The sequence below is a fragment of the Herbidospora sakaeratensis genome (genome assembly GCF_001570525.1).
Lineage (GTDB): Bacteria > Actinomycetota > Actinomycetes > Streptosporangiales > Streptosporangiaceae > Herbidospora > Herbidospora sakaeratensis.
In genome coordinates this window covers 149,269-169,146 of record NZ_BBXC01000018.1, presented here as the reverse complement: position 1 = coordinate 169,146, position 19,878 = coordinate 149,269, and the positions used below count along the sequence as shown (strand labels likewise).

Genomic DNA, 19,878 nt, shown 5'->3' with positions numbered 1-19,878 from the left:
TGACTGATAGACATCGAGCATGGCGTTGCATTCCGGACACGCGCACCACAAGCACCCGGCGTCGCGATCGGTCAACCCGGTCACGGCGCTGGGTCTCGACCTGACCGCCCCCACCCACCGGCTCTTCGACACACCGGTGCCCGCCGAGGCGGCGTGGCAGTTCGTCCACGACGAACTGATGCTCGACGGGAACGCCCGGCTCAACCTGGCCACGTTCGTGACGACGTGGATGGAGCCGCAGGCCGCCCGGCTGATGGCCGAGTGCGCCGACAAGAACATGATCGACAAGGACGAGTATCCGCAGACGGCCGAGTTCGAACGGCGCTGCGTCTGCATCCTGGCCGACCTGTGGAACGCCCCCTCACCCGCCGACGTGATCGGCACCTCGACGACGGGTTCGAGCGAGGCGTGCATGCTGGCCGGCCTGGCGCTGAAACGCCGCTGGTCGGGGCCCGGGAAACCCAACCTGGTCATGGGGGCCAACGTCCAGGTGTGCTGGGAGAAGTTCTGCCGCTACTGGGAGGTCGAGCCCCGGCTGGTGCCCATGTCGGGGGAGCGGTTCCACCTGACCGCCGAGGAGGCGGTGAAGTACTGCGACGAGAACACCATCGGCGTGGTCGCGGTCCTCGGGTCGACGTTCGACGGGTCGTACGAGCCGGTGGCCGACATCTGCGGGGCGCTCGACGCGCTCCAGGACGCGCGCGGCTGGGACATCCCCGTGCACGTCGACGGCGCCTCGGGGGCGATGATCGCGCCCTTCCTCGACCCCGGGCTGGTCTGGGACTTCCGGCTGCCCCGGGTGGCCTCGATCAACACGTCGGGCCACAAGTACGGGCTGGTGTATCCCGGGGTGGGGTGGGTGTTGTGGCGGCACACCTCGTGCCTGCCGGAGGAGCTGATCTTCCGGGTCAACTACCTCGGCGGGGACATGCCGACCTTCGCCCTGAACTTCTCCCGGCCCGGGGCCGAAGTGGTGGCGCAGTACTACAACTTCCTGCGGCTCGGGCGGCAGGGGTACCAGGAGGTCCAGGGGATCTCACGCGCGGTGGCCACCCACCTGTCGCGGAAGATCGGCGAGCTGGGGGTGTTCCGGCTCATCTCCCGGGGCGACGAGTTGCCGGTGTTCGCGTTCACGACGGCCGACTCCGTGACGGCCTTCGACGTGTTCGACGTGTCGCGGCGGCTGCGGGAGCGGGGGTGGCTGGTGCCGGCGTACACGTTCCCGAAGGACCGGGAGGATCTGGCGGTGCTGCGGATCGTGGTGCGGAACGGGTTCACCCATGACCTGGCCGATCTGCTGCTGGCGGATCTGGAGCGGGTGCTGCCCGACCTGGAGGCGCAGCCCCATCCGATGCACCGGGACATGAAGGCGATGGGCTTCCATCACTGACGGCGCAGGACCGTGAGCCCGTCCTCCGTGCTCGCGGTCATCGCGAAGGGGAACCGGTCGAGTTCCAGGCAGAGGGTGACGTCGTCGGGATGCACCCCCTGCCGCACCCCCTCCGCCAGTTCGGCGGCGGCCCGCGATCGGCCTGCCCGCTGGAGGAATCCGGCGGCGTCGGTCTCGGCCTCGACGGCTCTGCGGGCGAGGTACTGCGCGCACGCCAAATCCTCGTCGGCCCGGCCGTCCTCGCCGGTGACCACGAAGGTGACGTCGTCGCGGCCGCGCAGCAGCCGGGCCGTCGCCTCCGCCACGACGAAACTCGCGCACAACACGAGCGGGGCGTCCTTGAGCGCCAGCCAGCCGGGGTCATGATCGCGCACTAGCCGCAGGCCGAGTTCTCCTCGGGCAGCCGCCCCGCCGCCGCGGCCCGGAGGCGCTCGGCGAACGCGTCGTAGAAGGCGAGGTCACGGGGGCCGCCCGAGAGCAGGACCGTCAGCGCGCAGGTGCGGAACACTTCGCTCAGGCGGCTGTAGTAGGGGATCTGCGGGCGCAGCAGGGCGTCGTCCATGGCTCGGCGCACGGTGGTGGCGAAGTCGTCGAACTCGGCGACCAGGGTGTCGGGCTGCTCCGAGTCGCCGCGCAGGCAGGTCAGCGCCTCGGTGTACCGGCGGGTCTCGTAGGCGCTCACCTCGTAGGCGGCGCCCAGGACCGGCGCGTAGCTGCCGCAGGCGAACAGTTTCGCCTGGACCGCCGGTTGCGTCAGATGGTCGACCAGGCGTTCGGCGGCGGCGCGGTTGCGGGCCTTCGGGGAGATGACCAGCAGTGAGCCGCCGAGGACGCCGCCCCGGGGGAGCGGGCGGTAGGAGAAGGTGAGCTTGCCGTCGGCGTCGCGGAAGCGGCGGTCGAGCCACAGGGCGCGGAAGACCGACGGCCAGTGGCGCATGACCACCGGGGCCGACCGGGAGGCGGCGCGGAAGGCCTGCAGGGTGCGGCTCTCGGAGTGGGCGGTGGAGTCGCCGTCGATCAGGCCGGTCGTCAGCGCGGTCCGCCACGACTCCAGGCGGGGGCCGACGATCCGGTGCAGTGTCGCGCCGTCGGGCATGGCGCCCGGGTCGGAGAGCAGCGGCACGACCTCGGGGCCGATCGCCTCGATGAGGTTGACCATCGCGCCCTCGTAGTTCGTCAGCTGGGTCAGCGCCTGGCCCGGGGGTTTCGCGGCCGACCGGTCGTCGCCCCAGATGCGTGCGATGAGGGCGTCGGCCGGGCCCATCGCGTAGGCGAGGGGGACGTCGGCGGCGAACGGGACGCCGTACTGCACTCCGGCGATCTGGCCGGCGGCGACCGATCTGGCCATGAACTCGGCGGCCGGGCGGGGCAGTTCGACGGGGGAGGCCGTGCCCTTCTCCACGGATTCGGCCAGATGCGCGACGTCCTGGACGAGGACGTCGTAGGGGCAGCCGCCGTCGGGGTCGGTGGCGGCCATCTCGGCTCTGGCGTCGTCGGGGATCCGGGAGATCTCGACGAACCGCGCCCGGTAGCCGTTCTCGTTCCAGGCGTCGACCACGCTTCGTTGTGAGCGGTCCATGCTGTCGTCGTAGCCCGCGCCCACGATCACCTCGTTGGGGTCGCCTTCGCAATCGGGGGCGGGGGCCGAGGTCAGGCTCGACCAGCCGAAGGCGAGGGGGACCAGGAACCCGATGATCAACGGCCAGAGCAGCCGTCGGCGGCCGGTCATGAGGGCTCCCTGAGCCGGTCGAGGGCCGTGGTGACGTCGAGGCCGGCGGCGTCGACGCAGAAGGCGCCGCTGTCGCCGAGGCCGGCGTCGGGACGCAGCGCGGGCGGGCAGTCGTCGTCGCCGGTGTTGACGATGTAGACGGGCGCGTCGCTCGGGATCTCGGCGGCGTTGCCGATGACCTCGGCGGTGATGCGCCGCAGATCGGCCTGCTTGCCCATGCTGGTGTCGGTCACGATCACCAGCACGTGCATGGTCCGGTTCCTCATGCGCGCGATGGTCTCGGCCACGTCGAGGTCCCAGTCGCGCGGGGTCCACTGGCCCAGGTACTGCACGACCTGTTCGCCCTGCGCGCCGACGGTGTCGAGGGGGTAGGCCGGGTAGACCTGCGGCGGTCCCTGGCGCGAGGGCCGGCGCGCGATGTCCACGGAGACCTGGTCGGTGGGCCGCAGCGCGTCGACGATCTCCTTGACCGACCGCACCGCCACCGGCAGGTGCCGCTGCATCGAGCCCGACCCGTCGAGCACCAGGGCCACGTCGAGCCGCTGTTCCCGTCCTCTGATCGTCTCGATCGCGCGGGCCAGTTCGCCGGCCGCGCCGGTCGGCCGGGCCTTGGCGGCCTGCCGCCGGGGTTCGCTTCCGGGCAGCACGTCCTGCGTTCGCAACCAGTCGGCCAGGTCGTGCACCACCGTGACCCGTTCGGGGCTGTCGCGATCGGGCCAGGCGAGCCTGATCGCGTGATAGTCGAGAACGGCCAGCGGCGGGATCTCGGGAATCCACAACCGGCCGTCGCCCCGGTCGCCCTCGGCGCAGAATCGCGCGGTGCGGCGGTTGTAATCCTCGATCAGGTGGCGGGGCGCCAGAAACGCCGACCGGCGCAGCAGGTTGTTCCGCCGGGGGTCGAAATCGCGCTGCAGGTTGCACAGCAGGGAAACGGGGTTCGCCTGGTCGTTCCAGAACGCGTCGCCCATCTCCTCCGGCAGAGTCCGCATCCGGTCCTCGGCCGATTCGAGGTCGGGAAAGACGCGGTGAGAGTCGAGGCCGACGGTGGCCAGCAGTCCCGCGCCGCTGATCAGCGGGTCGGGCCGGACGAAGTTGCGGTCGTCCTCGGTGAAGAACCGGAGCACCGATTCGAGGCCGGCTCCCCGCGTGTCCCGTTCGACCTGGTTGCGCAGGGGTTCGGTGACCCCGACCACGATCTCCGTGTACGCGATCTGCCCCACGTCCTCGACGAGCCCGTTCCCCGTCGCCACGTCGAGCATGTTCGCGATCTCCCGGCTCTCGACGACCAGCAGGTCGGGCCGCGGGCCGATCAGCCGTTGCCCGTCGGGGGTGCGCCAGCCGTTGCGTGACGCGGCCGCCAGACCGGCGATGGGCGGCGAGGCGACGACCTTCATCCGGGTGCCGGCGCACCGGCCCGTGGCGCGGGCCCGGGTGAACGCGTCCGTCAGGTCCTCGAACCGGGCGACGTCGTACGACGGCACGCTGACGATGATCTCCCGGGGCATCGGGCACTGTCCGAGATGCGCCTGGAGCAGCCGCCACCCGGCCGAGGCCAGCACCCACAGGGCGAGCACGGCGCCTCCGGCGGCGATGCCGATGGCGAGCATGCGCAACCAGGGCCAGAGGGCCGAGCCCAGCCGTCGCGTGGACGCGGTCGCCGTGGCGAGCCTGCCGCCGAAGCTCGGCCGCCAGCGGGCGAGCCGGCCCCGGAGCGCGTGGCGGATCGCGCCGAGCACGATGACGGCGACGGCGGCGCGAATGAGCCAGCGCGCGGCGATCTCGTCGCCGGTCACCGCCTGCGCGACCTCGGTGAGGGAGCCCAGCAGCGCGAAGAGCGGCGCCAACCAGGGGTTGGCGCCGTGCGCTGAATCGCCTGGAGGACTCATGGACTCCGCTGCCCCTTGCCGGTCCGTGCACTCGATCCGGTGCGGACAGAGCGTAAGCAGTGGGCGTCCGTATTTCACGCGGAATGCTGGAATTGAGACCTTTGCGGTCAGCCACCACCGTGTCACGGCCTGCTTTGGATATCGGCCGCATTCGACGCGCCGCCCGTTAAGGTGGCGCTAATCGAACCGTCGGGGGGCGCTTTCATGAGGCCGACAACAATTGTCGCATTCGCCTGCGTCATGGGCATCTCGGCCTGTAGCGCCGCTGATTCCGCCGTGGAAGCGCCCATAGAGCGCCCGAATTCAGCGCTTTCGTGTACGTCGTTCTTCTGCCATATCGGCTCCGATCCGGCCATTGTCGTCCACGACCTGGAACCGGCGAATCTGGGTTCGCTGAAAGCCCGCCTGACGTGGCTGGAGAACGAGTCGTGCCTCGTCGCGGTGACCCGCGACAAGACCGTCGTGCCCGTCTGGCCGAAGGACACCACGCCCGTCCGCGCGGCGGACGGGCGGCGCGGGGTGCGGGTGCCGGGGAAGGGCGAGATCCTCGACGGCGACGCCTTCAAGCAGGGCGGGTCATGGCTCGCGGGGGCCGAAATCGCCACCGGATGTGGCGCTCACGACGGGTTCTTCGCCGTCGACGGCTTCGAGTCGTAGGAACCCCGGGCGGTCAGGACGTCGCCGATGTGCGTGTCGGCCCAGGCCGTGATGGCGTCGACGACGCCTTCGAGGCTGCGGCCGAGCGGGGTCAGCTCGTAGTCGACCCGGGGCGGCACCACCGCGTGGACGGTGCGGGTCACCAGGCCGTCGCGTTCGAGGCCGCGCAGGGTCTGGGTGAGCATCTTCGGGGTGACGCCGTCGATCTTGCGGGACAACTCGGTGAAGCGCAGCGGGCCGCCGCGCAGGTGGGTCACGATCAGCACGCTCCACGCGTCGCCGATCCGGTCGAGCACCTGGCGGCTCGCGCAGTCTCTCAGGCTGTCCACCTGCTCACTATCCTCCAGGTGAGTACTGCACTTCAAGGTGCCCGCTATCGATGGGGAAGCATGACCTGACCTGCCCTGTTGCCTCCGTTACATCGTAATGAGAGGGAGCGAGATGACCTACGTCGTCACCGGCGCCACCGGACCCTTCGGCCGGCTCGCCATCGAGAGCCTCATCCGCCGCGGCGTGCCCGCCGGGGAGATCCGGGGGATCGGACGCCAGATCGAGAAGGCCGCCGACCTGGGCGTGGAGATCCGGAAGGCCGACTACGACGACCCCGGCGCGCTGCGCGACGCCTTCGCGGGGGCGGGCAAGCTGCTGTTCGTGTCGGGGTCGGAGCCGGGGCGGCGGCTCACGCAGCACGCCAACGTCGTGGCGGCGGCCGTCGAGGCGGGGGTGGAGCTGGTGGCGTACACGAGCATCCTGAACGCGGCCACCTCCACGATGGACCTGGCCCACGACCACCGGGCCACCGAGAAGCTGCTGACCGAGTCGGGGCTGCGGTCGGTCTTCCTGCGCAACGGCTTCTACTACGAGGTCTACACCGGCCAGTTGCCGACCTACCTCGAACACGGGATCGCGGGGGCGGCCGGCGACGGGCCGATCGGCGGGGCGGCCCGCGCCGACCTCGCCGACGCCGCCGCGGCGGTGCTCACCCAGGGGCCGGAGCGGCAGGTGTACGAACTGGCGGCCGAGGTCTTCACCCTGGCCACCCTGGCCGAGGTCGTCACCGAGGTCACCGGGACAACGGTCGGCTACGCGCCGCTGACCGGCGAGCAGTACCGGGAGGTCCTCAAGGGCGCGGGCCTGCCCGACGAGGTCGCCGACTTCGTGGTCGGCATCGACCTCGGGATCGCCGAAGGGAACCTGGCGACCTCGGGCGACGACCTGGCGAAGCTGCTCGGCCGGCCGCCCGTGTCGCTGCGGGAGGCGCTGGCTCAGTAGGTAAGGGCGGGGTCGGTGCGGGCCCGGGTCCGCACCGACCAGCCGACGAGCACCGTCAGCGCGGCCAGCGCGTAGGCGGCCACGCCGAGGCCGGTCACGTAGGCCACGGCCCCGGCGGCGGCCACGCCGAGCCACTCCCAGCGCCCGTCGAGGGCGACCAGGGCGACCAGCAGCAGGGCGTACCAGGAGTAGCCGGGCGTGAGCAGCAGGAACGCGACGCCGGTCACGACCAGCCCGCCCTGCCAGGGCCGCGCGGGGTCGCCCCTCCAGATGGTGTACGCCGCCACGGCCCCCAGCAGCAGCACGACCACCGGCAACGCCCAGACGTCGGGCACCAGCAGCCGGACCAGCCCGTACCGCCCGTCCGACCCGGCCGCGTAGCCCTCCTCCGACGCGTAACCGCCCAGGTAGCCGAACACCGACGCCTTCGACGTCAGCACGTAGGGGAGATAGGCGAGGACCGCCACCAGCAGGGCGGGCCCCAGGACGGTCATGGCGTCGCGCGGGCGGCGTACACCCGAAAGCGCCCCGGGAAGCAGGACGGCGGGCAGGAACTTCGCGGCGACGGCCCCGCCGAGCAGCGCGCCCCCGGCGGCGCGCCGCCGGGTCAGCAGGCCGAGCGCGCCGACCGCCAGGAACACCGACAGCGCGTCGGCGTGGGCGTTGTTGACCGCCTCGATCGGCACCGCCGGGCACCACGCCCACAGGCACGCCCCCCGGGGCCCGGCCAGCCGCACCAGCAGCAACGTGGTCGCCATCGCCAGCAGCAGGCCGCCCGCCTGCAGCGGCTTGTGCCGGGAACCCGGCGGCGACAGGGTGTGCACGGCCAGGAAGTACGCCTCCGACACCGGGGGATAGATGGTCGGCACCCTCGGCCGGTTGATGCGGGTGCAGCCGCCGCCCCACAACCACGACATGTAGGCCGTCTCGCACACGGGGCCGTCGAGGAACAACCAGTCGTCGCGCAGCCCGGCCAGCTCCTCGGCGATCGGCGGGTGGTCATAGGGCGAGACGCCTGCCGCCTGGACCCGCCCGTCCCAGGCGTAGCGGTAGGAGTCGGTGCTGGTGCGCGGGACGTCCAGCAGCCCGACGGCGCCTGCCACGAGCCCGCCCGCCACCACCAGCGCGGCCGCCCGCCCCGGTGGCACCCGCCGCAGCGACCACGCCGCCGCCGCGAACAGCGCCCAGCAGACCGCGTACCAGCCGATCAGCCCGGCGGGGTCGGCCAGCTGGCCGCGGCGGGTGACGGCGACGGCCAGCGCGGCCACCAGGGCGGTCAGCAGGGCGACGGTGAGTTTCACCAGGTCAGGGTCTCAGCGATGCGGGCCCGGGAACCGGCCGCCGGGCCGGACGTCCGTGATTCGTAAGGTGTCGTAGCCCCGCCTATGGGCCTCCGGCACGATTGCATGGGATCCATGAATCCCACGCTTCCGCAGTTCAGGGGCCGGTTGCACGACGCGCGGACGGCTGTCGCGATCGGCCGGTGGCTCGGGTCGGCCGTCGTGGTCTGCTTCCTGACCGGGCTGATCAGCCACGTGCTCCAGCATCCGCCGGGCTGGATGACCGGCCTGCTGCCGGTCCGGCCGGCCTGGGGCTACCGCCTCACGCAGGGGCTGCACGTCGCGTCGGGGCTGGCGGCGATCGTGCTGGTGATGGCGAAGTTGTGGGCGGTCTACCCGAGGTTGTTCACCTGGCCGGCGTTCCGGTCGCTGCCCCATCTCGTGGAGCGGCTGTCGATCGCGCTGCTGGTGGCGGCCACCGTGTTCGAGCTGTTCACCGGCCTGATCAACATCCTCCAGTGGTATCCGTGGCCGTTCTCGTTCACCCAGACCCACTACGCCGTCGCCTGGATCGTGGCCGGTTCGCTGCTCCTGCACCTGGCCGTCAAGGCGCCGCTGATCAGGGAGAACTGGCGGAAGAAGAAGGCCGACGTCGACGCGGCCGACCGGCGGGCCCTGCTCGCGGGGGTCGGCGCGGCCGTGGGCGCGGTCACGCTGACCACGGTCGGGCAGTCGCTGTCGGCGCTGCGGGGCTTCGACCTGCTCGCGCCGCGCAGCCCGGACGTCGCGACCCAGGGCATGCCGATCAACCGCACGGCCGCCGCCGCGCAGGTCACCTACGCCTCGTCCGAGGGCTGGGCGCTGGAGGTCGCCGGGCCGAAGCCCTACCGCATCACCCTGGCCGAGCTCGAAGCGCTGCCGCAGCGGCGGGTGCGGCTCCCGATCGCCTGCGTCGAGGGCTGGAGCGCCGACGCGTGGTGGAGCGGGGTGCCGATCCGCGACCTGCTGGCCCGCGCGGGCGCGCCGCCCGGCACCGCCGTGCGGGTGGAGTCGCTGGAGGTCTGGGGCTACTACCGGGTCATGGAGATGCCCGCCCAGTACGCCGACGACCCGTCCACCCTGCTCGCGCTGCGCCTCAACGACGAGGTGCTCTCGCTCGACCACGGCTACCCGGCGCGGATCATCGCCCCGAACCGGCCCGGCGTGCTGCAGACCAAGTGGGTGTCCCGGCTGGAGGCGGTATGAGAATCGCGGTGGGCGCGGCCGGGGTCTTCCTCATCGGCGTGGGCCTGTTCTTCCTGCTGCCGCTGCCGGGCCTGCTCGGGGTGGTCGTCTGGTTCGCCGGGGCCATCGCGCTGCACGACGTGCTGATCGGCCCGATCGTGCTGGTCACCGGCCTGCTGGTGGCCCGGCTGCCCGACCGGGCCGTGGTGCGCGGCGCGCTGATCACGATGGGCGGGCTGGTGCTGATCACGATCCCGGCGCTGCTGCGGCCGGGACCCTCGCCCAACCCGACCGTGCTGGTCCAGGACTACCCGCGCAACCTGCTGATCTGCCTGGCGGCGGTGGCCGTCGTCGCGGTCGTGCTGGTGCTGCTGCGCCGCCGGCGCTGAGCCAGTTCCACGAAGTGGCGGCCGGTCACCGTCCACTCCGCGACCCGCGTCCAGCCCGCCCGCTCGGCGTGGCGGCGGAGCGCGGCCCGGCCCGCCCGGGCCCAGGGGAAGGCGGGGCCGGCGCCGCCGCGGCCGTCGTCCAGGACCACCTCGTGGCGTTCGTCGACGTCCTCGGGGTCGGCTTCGGCGATCAGCAGGCCGTGGGGGGCCACGACGTCGGCCATCCGGGTCAGCAGGGCCGCCGGGTCGCCGCCGATGCCGACGTTGCCGTCGATGAGCAGGGCCGTCGTCCAGCGGCCCTCGGCGGGCAGCGGCTCGAACACCGACCGGCACAGGGCCATGCCGCCCCGGCCGCGGGTGCTGCGGACGGCCGCCGGGCTGACGTCCACGCCGAGGATGCGGCGGCCCTGCCCGGCCAGGGCCTCGACCAGGCGGCCGGGGCCGCAGCCGACGTCCAGGACCGCGCCCCGGCAGCGGGCCAGCACCGACCGGTCGGCGGCGTCCGCCCCCGCGCACCAGCGGTCCACCTCAAGCGGCAGCAGCCCGCCGTCGGCCCGCCGCAGGAACAGCGGGCCGCGCCCGTTCCGCAACGCCACGGTGTAGGGGTCGTCGAGCCAGGCCGTCATCGGGCCGGCGTCCGCAGCGCCAGGCGGGCGTGCAGGTCGGCGAAGGCGCTCCACGGCGCCTGGGCGGCCACCAGCAGGGCGTCGTCGGCGGTGTCGACGTCGCGCAGGGCCGGCAGGTCGGCGACCGTCAGGCCCTTGCCGCGCAGCCGGGCCCGCTGGGCGGCCCCCGTCTCCGGGACCGACATGGGCACGCCGAGCAGCAGCGCCGGGTCGGGGTCGGCCAGGCCGAGCGCCCAGAAGCCGCCGTCGTCGGCGGGGCCGAACCAGGCGTCGCACCCGGTGAAGTCGAGCGCCGGTTCGAGCAGGTCGGGCGTGACCTGCGGGGTGTCCATGCCGATCAGCAGCGCCGGGCCGGCGCAGGCGGCGAACGCGGCGGCCAGGCGTTCGTCGAGGCCGCCGCCGCACTGGGGGCGGATCTCGAAGCCGGGCGGCGTCCACGGGCCCGGAGCGCCGTCGAGGACCAGCACGTGCCGGTCGGCGGGGGTGGCGAGCACCGCCGTCAGGGTGTCGGCGAGCGCCGCCTCGGCCAGCGCGGCGGCCTCCCCGGGCGTGAACGGCGGGGTCAGCCGGGTCTTGACCCGGCCGGGCACCGGCTGCTTGGCGATCACCAGGAGGGTCGTCATCGGGCGGCTCCCTCGCGCAGCACCTTGCGCATGTCCAGGACCGCCTGGAACGTTCCCTTCCAGGTACCGGTGACCTTCGACTTCCCGCTGCGCGGCAGGTAGGGCACGTCGATCTCGCGCACCCGCCACCCGGCGTCGGCGGCCCTGACCACCATCTGGAGCGGATATCCGCTGCGCCGGTCGGTCAGGTCGAGCTTGAGCAGGGCCTCCCGCCGCGCGGCCCGCAGCGGGCCGAGGTCGTGCAGCCGCAGGCCGGTCCGCCGCCGCACCATCTTCGACAACGCCCAGTTCCCGGCCCGCGCGTGCGCGGGCCACACCCCCCGCGACTGCGGCCGCCGCCGCCCCAGCACCAGGTCGTCGCCTTCGGAGAGCAGCTGGACGAACTCCGTCAGCAGCCCCGGATCGAGCGACGCGTCGCAGTCGCAGAAACAGACGACGTCGGCCTCGGCCGCCAGCAGCCCGGCGTGACAGGCCGCCCCGAACCCGCGCCGGGATTCGGCCACCACGGTCGCGCCGAGCGAGCGGGCGATCTCCGCCGACCCGTCGGTCGAGCCGTTGTCCACGACCAGCGCCCGCCAGCCCGGCGGGATCCGCTCCAGGACCCACGGCAGGGCTTCAGCCTCGTTCAGGCAGGGCAGCACGACGTCCACGGATTTTTCGATCACCCTGCCACCGTAGGAAGGACCGGGCCGGAAGACGGCCATTGAGTCCTTACGAAACGCGGACGCCGTCCGATATGCATGCTCTTCGGTGCCAGGCTGGGCTCATGAGGATCCTGGTCGTGGAGGACGACCCGACCGTCGCCGGCGTCGTGGCCGACTACCTGCGCGTCGCCGGGCACACCGTCGACCGGGCCGCCGACGGCCCCGCCGGGCTCGACCTGGCGCTGCGCGGCGGCCCCGACCTGGTCGTGCTCGACCTGATGTTGCCCGGCCTCGACGGGCTGGAGGTGTGCCGCCGCCTGCGCGCGGCCAGCGCGGTGCCGGTGATCATGCTGACCGCGCGGGGCGAGGAGGACGACCGCATCGCCGGCCTGGAGACGGGCGCCGACGACTACGTGACCAAACCGTTCAGCCCGCGTGAGCTGGTGCTGCGCGTCGAGTCGGTGCTGCGCCGCAGCCGGGCGGGCCGGCCGGGGCCGCCCGGCCCGCTGCGGGCGGCCGGGCTGACCGTCGACCCGGCGACCCACCGCGCCCAGAAGGACGGCGTGGAGCTGACCCTGACGTTGCGCGAGTTCGATCTGCTGGCCCACTTCCTGGCCCACCCCCACCGGGCGCACACCCGCGAGAGCCTGATGCGCGAGGTGTGGGGCTGGGACTTCGGCGACCTGTCGACGGTGACCGTCCACGTCAGGAGACTGCGCGGGAAGATCGAGGACGATCCGGCCCGGCCCCGGCTCATCCACACCGTCTGGGGTGTGGGCTACCGCTTCGACCCGGGAGAGGCCCGATGAGGGACCTGCTGCTCATCGCCCTGTTCGCGTTCGGCGGCGCGGTCGCCGCCGGCCTCCTGGGCGCGGCCGTGCTGATGCCGCTGCGCCACCGGTCGGTGACGGTCTCCCTGGCCGTGGTCGCGGTCGTCGCGGTGACCGCGATGCTGGCCGGCACCCTCGCCGTGGCCTGGGCGATGTTCCTGTCGCCCCACGACCTGACCGTGGTGACCCTCGTCATCACGATGGCCGCCGTGGTGTCGCTGGCGACCGCGCTGCTGCTGGGCCGCTGGGTGGTGGCCCGCAGCCACGACCTGGCCCGCGCCGCCCGCGACTTCGGCGACGGCGGCGACTTCGCCCCCCCCGAGACGCCCGCGACCGCCGAACTCGCCGGACTGGCCAGGGAACTGGCCGCCACCAGCGAGAAGCTGGCCGCCTCCCGGGCGCGCGAACGGGCCCTGGAGACCTCCCGCCGCGAACTGGTCGCCTGGATCTCCCACGACCTGCGCACCCCGCTGACCGGCCTGCGCGCCATGGCCGAGGCGCTGGAGGACGGCGTCGCCGACGACCCCGCCCGCTACCACCGGCAGATCCGCGCCGAGGTCGACCGGCTGACCACGATGGTCGGCGACCTGTTCGAGTTGTCGCGCGTCCAGGCGGGGGCGTTCCTGCCCGTACCGGCCCGGATGTCGCTGCGCGACCTGGCCGCCGACGCGCTGCTCGGCGCCGCCCCGCTGGCCGAGGAACGCGGCGTCCGCCTGGTCGGCGACGACCTCGACCACGTCCCGGTCGAGGTCGACGGCAAGGAGATGACCCGGGTGCTGGCCAACCTGCTCGTCAACGCGATCAGGCACACCCCGGCCGACGGCACGGTCGCGGTCAGCGCGGCCCGCCACGACGGCCACGCGGTGCTGGCCGTGACCGACGGCTGCGGCGGCATCCCCGCCGACGACCTGCCGAGGGTGTTCGACACCGGCTGGCGCGGCTCCGCCGCCCGCACCCCGCCCGCCGGGGCGGGGCTCGGGCTGGCGATCGTCCGGGGCATCGTCGAGGCCCACGCGGGCCGGGCCGACGTCCGGAACGTGCCCGGCGGCTGCCGGTTCGAGGTCACCCTGCCGCTGGTGACCTGAGAGGCGCGCGGGCGAACTCCACCACCCCGTCGGCGAACACGACCGAGGGCTTCCAGCCCAGGTCACGGCGCAGCCGCGCGGAGTCGGCCGTGATGTGCCGCACGTCGCCCAGCCGGTACTCCCCGGTCACGACCGGCATCGGCCCGCCGAACGCGGTCGCCAGCGCGGCCGCCATCTCGCCCACGGTGTGGGGGTGGCCGCTCCCGGCGTTGTACGCGGCGTGCCGCCCCCCGGGCAGGTCGCCGACCGCGCCGAGCGCGGCCAGGTTGGCCATGGCCACATCCCTGACGTGCACGAAGTCGCGGCGCTGCCCGCCGTCCTCGAACACCCGGGGCGCCTCCCCGCGCTCCAGCGCCGACCGGAAGAACGACGCCACCCCCGCGTAGGGGGTGTCGCGCGGCATGCCGGGCCCGTAGACGTTGTGGTAGCGCAGCGACACCGCGCGCCCGCCGGTCGCCCGCGCCCACGCGGCGGCCAGGTGCTCCTGGGCGAGCTTGGTGGCGGCGTAGACGTTGCGCGGGTCGACGGGCGCGTCCTCGGTGACCAGGCCGGGGGCCATCTCCGCGCCGCAGAGCGGGCAGCGCGGCTCGAACCGCCCGGCGTCGAGGTCGGCGACGTCGCGGGGCCCGGGCCGCACGACGCCGTGGCCCGGGCAGACGTAACGGCCTTCGCCGTACACGACCATGGAGCCCGCCTGCACCAGCCGGGACACCCCGAGCTCGGCCATGACCGACAGCAGCACGGCGGTGCCGTGGTCGTTGCACGACACGTAGTCGGGCGCGTCGCCGAAGTCGGACCCCAGCCCGACCATCGCGGCCTGGTGGCAGACCGCGTCGACCCCCGTGAGGGCGGCCCTGAGCGCTCCGGCGTCGCGGACGTCGCCCCGGACGAACACGGCGTCCGGGATCTCGGGCTCCCGGGGATGGGCGGCGGGCAGCAGGGCGTCGTACACGATCGGCTCGTGACCGGCGGCGGTGAGCGCGGCGACGATGTGCGAGCCGATGAACCCGGCTCCTCCTGTGACGAGAACTCGCATGTCAGGGACGCTACGGAAGACCACGCCCCGGAGGGTGTTCCCGCGCCGGGCCGTAAGGGTTCCGTCACACCCGCACGAACCCGAACGCCGGATGACCGAGCAGGAACGCCGGCTCACACCGGCCCCCGGCCCGCCGGAACTCGGCCACCCCGTCGGCGAAGCGCACCCGGGGCGCCCAGCCGAGCTCCCGCCGCAACCGCGCCGAGTCGGCGGTGATGTGCCGCACGTCCCCGAGCCGGAACTCCCCGCTCGCCACCGGCCGGGGCCGCCCCGCCGCGACGGCCACCGCCGCCGCCATCTCTCCCACCGTCCGGGGCTCGCCACTGCCGGTGTTGTACGCCGAATGGCTCCCTCTGGGCCGATCGGCCTCCAGCGCCCGCAGATTCGCCGCCGCCACGTCCTTGACGTGCACGAAGTCGCGCCGCTGGCGACCGTCCTCCATGACCTGGGCAGGGAGGTCGCCCGCTCCGTAGACGTCGTGGTAGCGCAGCGTGATCGCGGTGCCGCCGGTGGCGCGGGCCCAGGAGGCGGCGAGGTGTTCCCGCGCGAGCTTGGTGGCGGCGTGCACGTCGCAGGGGCGGGTGGGGGAGTCCTCCCCGGTCAAACCTGGGCGCAGCTCGGTCCCGCACCACGGGCAGCACGGTTCGAACCTGCCGGCCGCGAGGTCGGCGACCTCCCGGGGGCCGGGGTGGACCACGCCGTGGGAGGGGCAGTGGTGGCGGCCCTCGCCGTAGACCGCCACCGACCCGGCCTGTACCAGCCGCAGGACCTTCGCCTCGGCCATGGCCTTCAGCAACACGGCGGTGGCGTGGTTGTTGCCCGCCACCATCGCGGGCGCGTCCGCGAAGCCGCCGACGACGTCGGCCTGATGGCAGACGGCGTCGACACCACGCGGGTCCGCACCGAGAACGGGTTCGTGACCGGCGGCGGTGAGCGCGGCGACGATGTGGGAGCCGATGAACCCGGCTCCTCCTGTGACGAGAACTCGCATGCCAGAAAACTACGGAACCCGCAGGTCAGCGCCGCGTTCCCGCGCCGCCGGACCGGCCCGGAAAGGGGCCGGGCGCCTCCCCGCGCAGGGAGGCGCCCGGCATATGTCGAGCGGTTCAGCTCACCAGCACCTGGTCGAAGACCGTCGTGTTGAGCTGTCCCGCCTCATGGGAGCAGACGAAGAGCCCGATCGTCGCCGGCCCGGCGATGGTCGCCGTGCCGATCGCCGTCCAGTCTTCGCCGTTCGCCGACCGGTAGGTGGTCACCGTCGACCCCACCCGGGACACCCGCAGCCACACGGGTGCCGTGGCGGCTCCGCCGTCCGCGTCGGAGTTGAAGTTCGCCTGCTGGTGGATCCCGTGCGCCGGGGTCAGGAACACCCCGGAGTACGGCGACAGCGCCGTCGCGGCAGACTTGATCATCAAGCCCGACTTGGCCCAGTCGTCGGTGTTCTCCTGGCTGATCACGCGGGCCACGATCGTGCCGTTCGCCGGGAGGTCGCGGTAGACGTAGTGCATCTGGTCGGCCGTGCCCCACACGTCGCCGCCCGCGCCGGAGACGGTGAAGGTCCTCCCGTTGACGCTGGCGGTGCCGGCCAGGGCGGGGCCGCCCACGTCGACGGAGTTCCAGCCGGCCGGTAGGCCGGTCGTGTTCGCCGGTGTCACGGTCACGTCGGAGAACGTCGCCGTGGTCGTCTGGCTGCCGTCGTGGGAGACGGCGAACAGGCCGACCTGCGCCGCGGCGGCCATCGTCACGGTCCGGGCGCCGATGCGGGTCCAGGTCACGCCGTCGTCGGAGTCGAAGGCGGTGAACGTGTTCCCGGCGCGGACCAGCTTCAGCCACACGTCCGGGGTCTCCAGGTCGGAGCCGGTCACGTCGTGCTCGCCCGTCGTCTGCAGGTGGACGCCGTGGTCGGCGCTCAGCAGCAACGCCGCGTACGGCGAGCCCGACACGGTCGTCTCCTTGAACATGACGCCCGCCTTGGTCCACGCCTCGGCGCGGGTCAGCGCGTTCACCCGGGCGACGATGGTGCCGTCGCCGGTCAGGGAGCGGCGCACGAAGTGCATCTGGTCGGTCGCGCCCCACACGTCGTCGCCGCCGGCCGTGACGGTGAACACGCCGCCGAGCTCCCCGGACGAGCCGGGCAGCACCGGATTGCCCACGTCGCCGCCCGTCCACAACGCCGGGAGGCCGTTGTCGTCGGCCGACTCGAACGTCACGTGGTCGAACGTCGCGGTGCCCAGGACGGTGCCGTCGCGGTGGGCGGTCACGAACAGGCCCGCCGAGACCGTCTCGGGCAGGCCGGGCAGGGTGTGCTGGCCGACCGGGGTCCAGTTCTCCCCGTCGGGCGACCGGAACGCCTTGATCACGTCGCCTTCTCGGGTCAGCCGGACCCACGCGTCGGGGAAGACGAACGGGCCGCCGACCACCGACGACGGGTCGGAGGTCTGGAAGTGCATGCCGTTCTCGGGCGTGACGAACAGGTCGGCGTAGGACGACGGGCCCCTGATCATCAGGCCCGCCTTCGCCCACGGCGCGGTCTCCGACTGCGAGGTGACGCGCGCGGTGATCGAGCCGTCGCCGGTCAGCGGGCGGTTGAGGAACGAGTGCTCCTCGGTGTCGGCCCACACGTCGGTGCCGCCGCCGTTGACCGTGTACGTCCCGGTCGCCGTGTCGTAGGTGGCCGAGCCCGCCGGGGTCGCGCCGTCGACGTCCACGCGGGTCCACGGCGACGGCACCGGGCCGACCGTCGAGCCCTGGGTGACCTGCACGTTCTCGAAGACCGCCTCGCTCAGCGCGGTCATGTCGTGGGAGCTGACCCACAGGCCGATGGTCGCCTGGGCGGCCATCGGGAGCGTGGTGGTGCCGATCGCCGTCCACACCACGCCGTCCGCGGAGCGGTAGGCGGTGAACACGTCGCCGGTCCGGGTCAGCTTCATCCAGCCGCCCAGCGACGGGTAGCCGCCGCCGTCGCCCTGGAAGTCGTACTGGAAGTGCATGCCGTTCTCGGGCGTCAGGGCCACGGCCGCGTAGGGAGCCATCGGGGTGGCCGACTCCTTGATCATGACGCCGGCCTTGGCCCACGGGTGGGTGTTGGTCTGCTCGGTGAGCTTGGCGATGACGGTGCCGTCGCCCTGGAGCGGCTGGAAGACGTACCGGAACTCGTCGGTCTGGTCCCAGACGTCGTTGCCGCCGCCCTTGATCGTGAACGACCCGGCGTCGTAGTAGGTGGTCCCGGCGACGGTGCGCGGGCCGATGTCGGCGCTGGCCCACGGGGCCGGGGGCTGGGTCAGCTCCAGGAAGTCGGCCCCGTAGGTGGCGTCCTCGCCGGGGGTGATGATCGTGTGGGTGATCTCGCCCTCGTCCGACCAGCCCTGCCAGGCGTACTGCTTGCCGTTCCAGAACTGGGTCGCCGGGGCGCTCAGCACCCGCTCGACCCCCACGACCGCCTGCTCCACCTTGGTCCCGGTGAACGGCACGCCGTCGACCGTGTACGTCGGCCCGAGCGGGTCGGAGGTGAAGGTCAGCTCGACCAGGTTGGGTTTCACGTCGACGAACGACGTGTGCTGGAGCCCGCCCGCGTCGGTCACCGTGAGCTGCACCCGATACCAGGTCGTGGCGACGTTGTCGGCGACGCGCGGGATGGTGAACGTGCCGCCGCGCACGCCGTTGACCGGCCCGAGGAACGGGTGCACGTGGTCGGCGTGGTGGAAGATCACCGACCACGAGAACGCCGAGGCCGGCAGCGTGCCGTCCTCGGGGTCGACGCCGGTGGCCGCGTAGGTGATGACGTCGCCGGCGTCGTACGTAGCCAGCGAGACCGGCGCGGTGATCGTGCCGGTCGGCCGCCGGTTGCCGACGGTGACCTTGACCGCGGCCTGCGTCGACTTCGCGCCGTCGCTGACGGTCAGCGTGACGTCATAGGTGCCGTTGGTCGTGTACGTGTGGGTCGGGCTCGCCTCGGTCGAGGTCGTGCCGTCCTTGAAGTCCCACAGGTACGTCACCTCGTCGCCCTCGTCGGGGTCGCCCGACCCCAGCGACGAGAAGTGCACCTCCAGCGGCCCGAGGCCGTCGGAGGGCGTGGCCGCCGCCTTGGCCACCGGCGCGCGGTTGCCGCCCGAGGGGGCGATCTTGTAGAACGCGCCCGGGTAGATGTCGAGCTGGTAGAGGTTCCCGTCGGGCCCGGTCGAGAGCTGCACCGGCGTGCCGGCGTTCAGGTCGAAGTCGTTGACCGAGATGACGCTCTTGAACTCCTCGTCCATCTTCAGGTACTTGATGAACCCGAGCGTGTAGTCGGCGAAGAAGACCGCGTTGTCGTACTCCTCCGGGAACGTGCCCCCGGTGTAGATCTCCAGCGAGGTCACCGACCCGGCCGCGGCCGGGGGAGCGGTGTGCGGGTAGGTGTAGACCGGGTTGGCGTAGCCGCATCCGGCGCAGAAGCCCTCGGCGAGGGGCCAGCCGTAGTTGCCGCCCTTCTCGACGAGGTTGATCTCCTCCCACTCCGAGCCGCCGACGTCGCCGGTGAGGATCTTCCCGGCGTTGGGTCCGTTCGGCACCACGTCCCACCGGAACGGGTTGCGCAGCCCGTAGGCCCAGATGGCCCGCTCGGCGCCCGGGGTGGTCGCGAACGGGTTGTCCGGCGGGATCGTGCCGTCCTTGTTGACGCGCAGGATCTTGCCGTGCGGCGTGCCGAGGTTCTGGGAGTTGGGGTTGTAGGTGTTCATCCCCAGCGACCAGTACAGCTTGCCGTCCGGGAGGAAACGCAGCTCGCCGCCGTGGTGGAACACGTTCGACTGCTGGTTCGACTGGACGAGCACCAGCTCCGAGGCCGCGGCGATGGTGTCGCCGGTGACGGTGAAGCGGCTCAGCCGGTTGAAGTTGTCGCTGCGGGTGTAGGCGACGTAGACGTGGTGGTTGGTGGCGAAGTCGGGGTCGAGCTCCAGCCCGAGCAGGCCGCGCTCGTCGGCGTTGGCCGTCGGCAGGGTGATCATCGGCGTGGTCTGGAGCACGCCGTTCTTGATCAGCTTGATGGCGCCGTTCTTCTCGCCGATGAGGATGCGGCCGTCCGGCGCGAACCGGAAGGCCGTCGGCATGTCGAGGCCGTCGGCGAGCAGGGTCTTGTCGAACTCGACCGGCGGCGCGGCCTGCGCCGCCGGCGCGGGCACGACGACGAGCACGACGAGGAGCAGTAACGCGGTGAGGGTGCGCATGGTGGT

18 protein-coding genes are annotated in these 19,878 nt (G+C 72.8%); 7 read left to right on the top strand and 11 right to left on the bottom strand.

The annotated features are described in order from the left end of the window. Positions 1 to 19 precede the first annotated feature (19 nt). A complete protein-coding gene (gene gad, locus AW271_RS29025) occupies positions 20 to 1,390 on the top strand; it encodes a glutamate decarboxylase (RefSeq protein WP_062340778.1) in 1,371 nt (456 codons plus the stop codon). On the opposite strand, the gene AW271_RS29020 is transcribed toward gad, so the two are convergent. From AW271_RS29020 to AW271_RS29010, 3 genes are read right to left on the bottom strand one after another with little or no spacing between them, the layout of a single operon-like run. Next, entirely contained in the window at positions 1,384 to 1,764 is a 381-nt protein-coding gene (locus AW271_RS29020; protein WP_218008206.1) for a hypothetical protein, read from the bottom strand. The genes gad and AW271_RS29020 overlap by 7 nt on opposite strands. Beyond that, on the bottom strand, positions 1,764 to 3,119 hold the full coding sequence (locus AW271_RS29015; protein WP_062340777.1) for an extracellular solute-binding protein: 1,356 nt from the start codon (positions 3,117 to 3,119) through the stop codon (positions 1,764 to 1,766). The genes AW271_RS29020 and AW271_RS29015 overlap by 1 nt, the downstream gene beginning before the upstream one ends. Then, positions 3,116 to 5,005 carry a vWA domain-containing protein gene (locus AW271_RS29010; RefSeq protein ID WP_157554715.1) on the bottom strand — a complete coding sequence of 630 codons (1,890 nt, stop codon included), beginning with the start codon at positions 5,003 to 5,005 and terminating at the stop codon, positions 3,116 to 3,118. Before AW271_RS29010 ends, AW271_RS29015 begins: the two co-directional genes overlap by 4 nt. A gap of 240 nt (positions 5,006 to 5,245) precedes the next feature. On the opposite strand from AW271_RS29010, the gene AW271_RS40200 reads away from it, so the two are divergent. After that, on the top strand, positions 5,246 to 5,662 hold the full coding sequence (locus AW271_RS40200) for a hypothetical protein (RefSeq protein ID WP_157554713.1): 417 nt from the start codon (positions 5,246 to 5,248) through the stop codon (positions 5,660 to 5,662). On the opposite strand, the gene AW271_RS29000 is transcribed toward AW271_RS40200, so the two are convergent. Beyond that, positions 5,623 to 5,991 carry a winged helix-turn-helix transcriptional regulator gene (locus AW271_RS29000; protein WP_245653257.1) on the bottom strand — a complete coding sequence of 123 codons (369 nt, stop codon included), beginning with the start codon at positions 5,989 to 5,991 and terminating at the stop codon, positions 5,623 to 5,625. The two genes, AW271_RS40200 and AW271_RS29000, sit on opposite strands and share 40 nt — an antisense overlap. Positions 5,992 to 6,103: 112 nt before the next feature. On the opposite strand from AW271_RS29000, the gene AW271_RS28995 reads away from it, so the two are divergent. Continuing rightward, positions 6,104 to 6,934: an NAD(P)H-binding protein gene (locus AW271_RS28995; protein ID WP_062340773.1), complete on the top strand. Its 831-nt coding sequence runs from the start codon at positions 6,104 to 6,106 to the stop codon at positions 6,932 to 6,934. Here AW271_RS28995 and AW271_RS28990 read toward each other — a convergent pair. Continuing rightward, a complete protein-coding gene (locus AW271_RS28990; protein WP_062340772.1) occupies positions 6,928 to 8,235 on the bottom strand; it encodes a glycosyltransferase 87 family protein in 1,308 nt (435 codons plus the stop codon). The two genes, AW271_RS28995 and AW271_RS28990, sit on opposite strands and share 7 nt — an antisense overlap. 114 nt (positions 8,236 to 8,349) lie before the next feature. On the opposite strand from AW271_RS28990, the gene AW271_RS28985 reads away from it, so the two are divergent. Together AW271_RS28985 and AW271_RS28980 are read left to right on the top strand one after the other, a co-directional pair. Further along, positions 8,350 to 9,459, top strand: a complete 1,110-nt coding sequence (locus AW271_RS28985) for a molybdopterin-dependent oxidoreductase (RefSeq protein ID WP_062340771.1) — start codon at positions 8,350 to 8,352, stop codon at positions 9,457 to 9,459. Further along, positions 9,456 to 9,827, top strand: coding sequence for a hypothetical protein (locus AW271_RS28980; protein WP_062340770.1), 372 nt, complete (start codon positions 9,456 to 9,458; stop codon positions 9,825 to 9,827). Before AW271_RS28985 ends, AW271_RS28980 begins: the two co-directional genes overlap by 4 nt. Here the strand turns inward: AW271_RS28980 and AW271_RS28975 are convergent. The 3 genes from AW271_RS28975 to AW271_RS28965 are packed head-to-tail and all read right to left on the bottom strand — an operon-like array spanning position 9,746 to position 11,741. Next, entirely contained in the window at positions 9,746 to 10,453 is a 708-nt protein-coding gene (locus tag AW271_RS28975; RefSeq protein WP_062340769.1) for a methyltransferase domain-containing protein, read from the bottom strand. The genes AW271_RS28980 and AW271_RS28975 overlap by 82 nt on opposite strands. Continuing rightward, a complete protein-coding gene (locus AW271_RS28970; protein WP_062340768.1) occupies positions 10,450 to 11,076 on the bottom strand; it encodes a TIGR04282 family arsenosugar biosynthesis glycosyltransferase in 627 nt (208 codons plus the stop codon). The genes AW271_RS28975 and AW271_RS28970 overlap by 4 nt, the downstream gene beginning before the upstream one ends. Further along, complete coding sequence (locus AW271_RS28965; protein WP_245653256.1) at positions 11,073 to 11,741, bottom strand: glycosyltransferase family 2 protein; 669 nt, start codon at positions 11,739 to 11,741, stop codon at positions 11,073 to 11,075. Before AW271_RS28965 ends, AW271_RS28970 begins: the two co-directional genes overlap by 4 nt. Before the next feature lie 101 nt (positions 11,742 to 11,842). On the opposite strand from AW271_RS28965, the gene AW271_RS28960 reads away from it, so the two are divergent. Continuing rightward, positions 11,843 to 12,529: a response regulator transcription factor gene (locus AW271_RS28960; protein WP_245653255.1), complete on the top strand. Its 687-nt coding sequence runs from the start codon at positions 11,843 to 11,845 to the stop codon at positions 12,527 to 12,529. Further along, entirely contained in the window at positions 12,526 to 13,635 is a 1,110-nt protein-coding gene (locus AW271_RS28955; protein WP_062340765.1) for a sensor histidine kinase, read from the top strand. The genes AW271_RS28960 and AW271_RS28955 overlap by 4 nt, the downstream gene beginning before the upstream one ends. Here the strand turns inward: AW271_RS28955 and AW271_RS28950 are convergent. The 3 genes from AW271_RS28950 to AW271_RS42970 form a co-directional block, all read right to left on the bottom strand. Beyond that, on the bottom strand, positions 13,613 to 14,671 hold the full coding sequence (locus tag AW271_RS28950) for an NAD-dependent epimerase/dehydratase family protein (protein ID WP_062340764.1): 1,059 nt from the start codon (positions 14,669 to 14,671) through the stop codon (positions 13,613 to 13,615). The genes AW271_RS28955 and AW271_RS28950 overlap by 23 nt on opposite strands. A 64-nt stretch (positions 14,672 to 14,735) precedes the next feature. Beyond that, positions 14,736 to 15,662, bottom strand: coding sequence for an NAD-dependent epimerase/dehydratase family protein (locus tag AW271_RS28945; protein ID WP_062340763.1), 927 nt, complete (start codon positions 15,660 to 15,662; stop codon positions 14,736 to 14,738). Positions 15,663 to 15,777: 115 nt separating this feature from the next. Beyond that, entirely contained in the window at positions 15,778 to 19,872 is a 4,095-nt protein-coding gene (locus AW271_RS42970) for a PQQ-dependent sugar dehydrogenase (RefSeq protein WP_063818149.1), read from the bottom strand. Between the last annotated feature and the right edge of the window lie 6 nt (positions 19,873 to 19,878).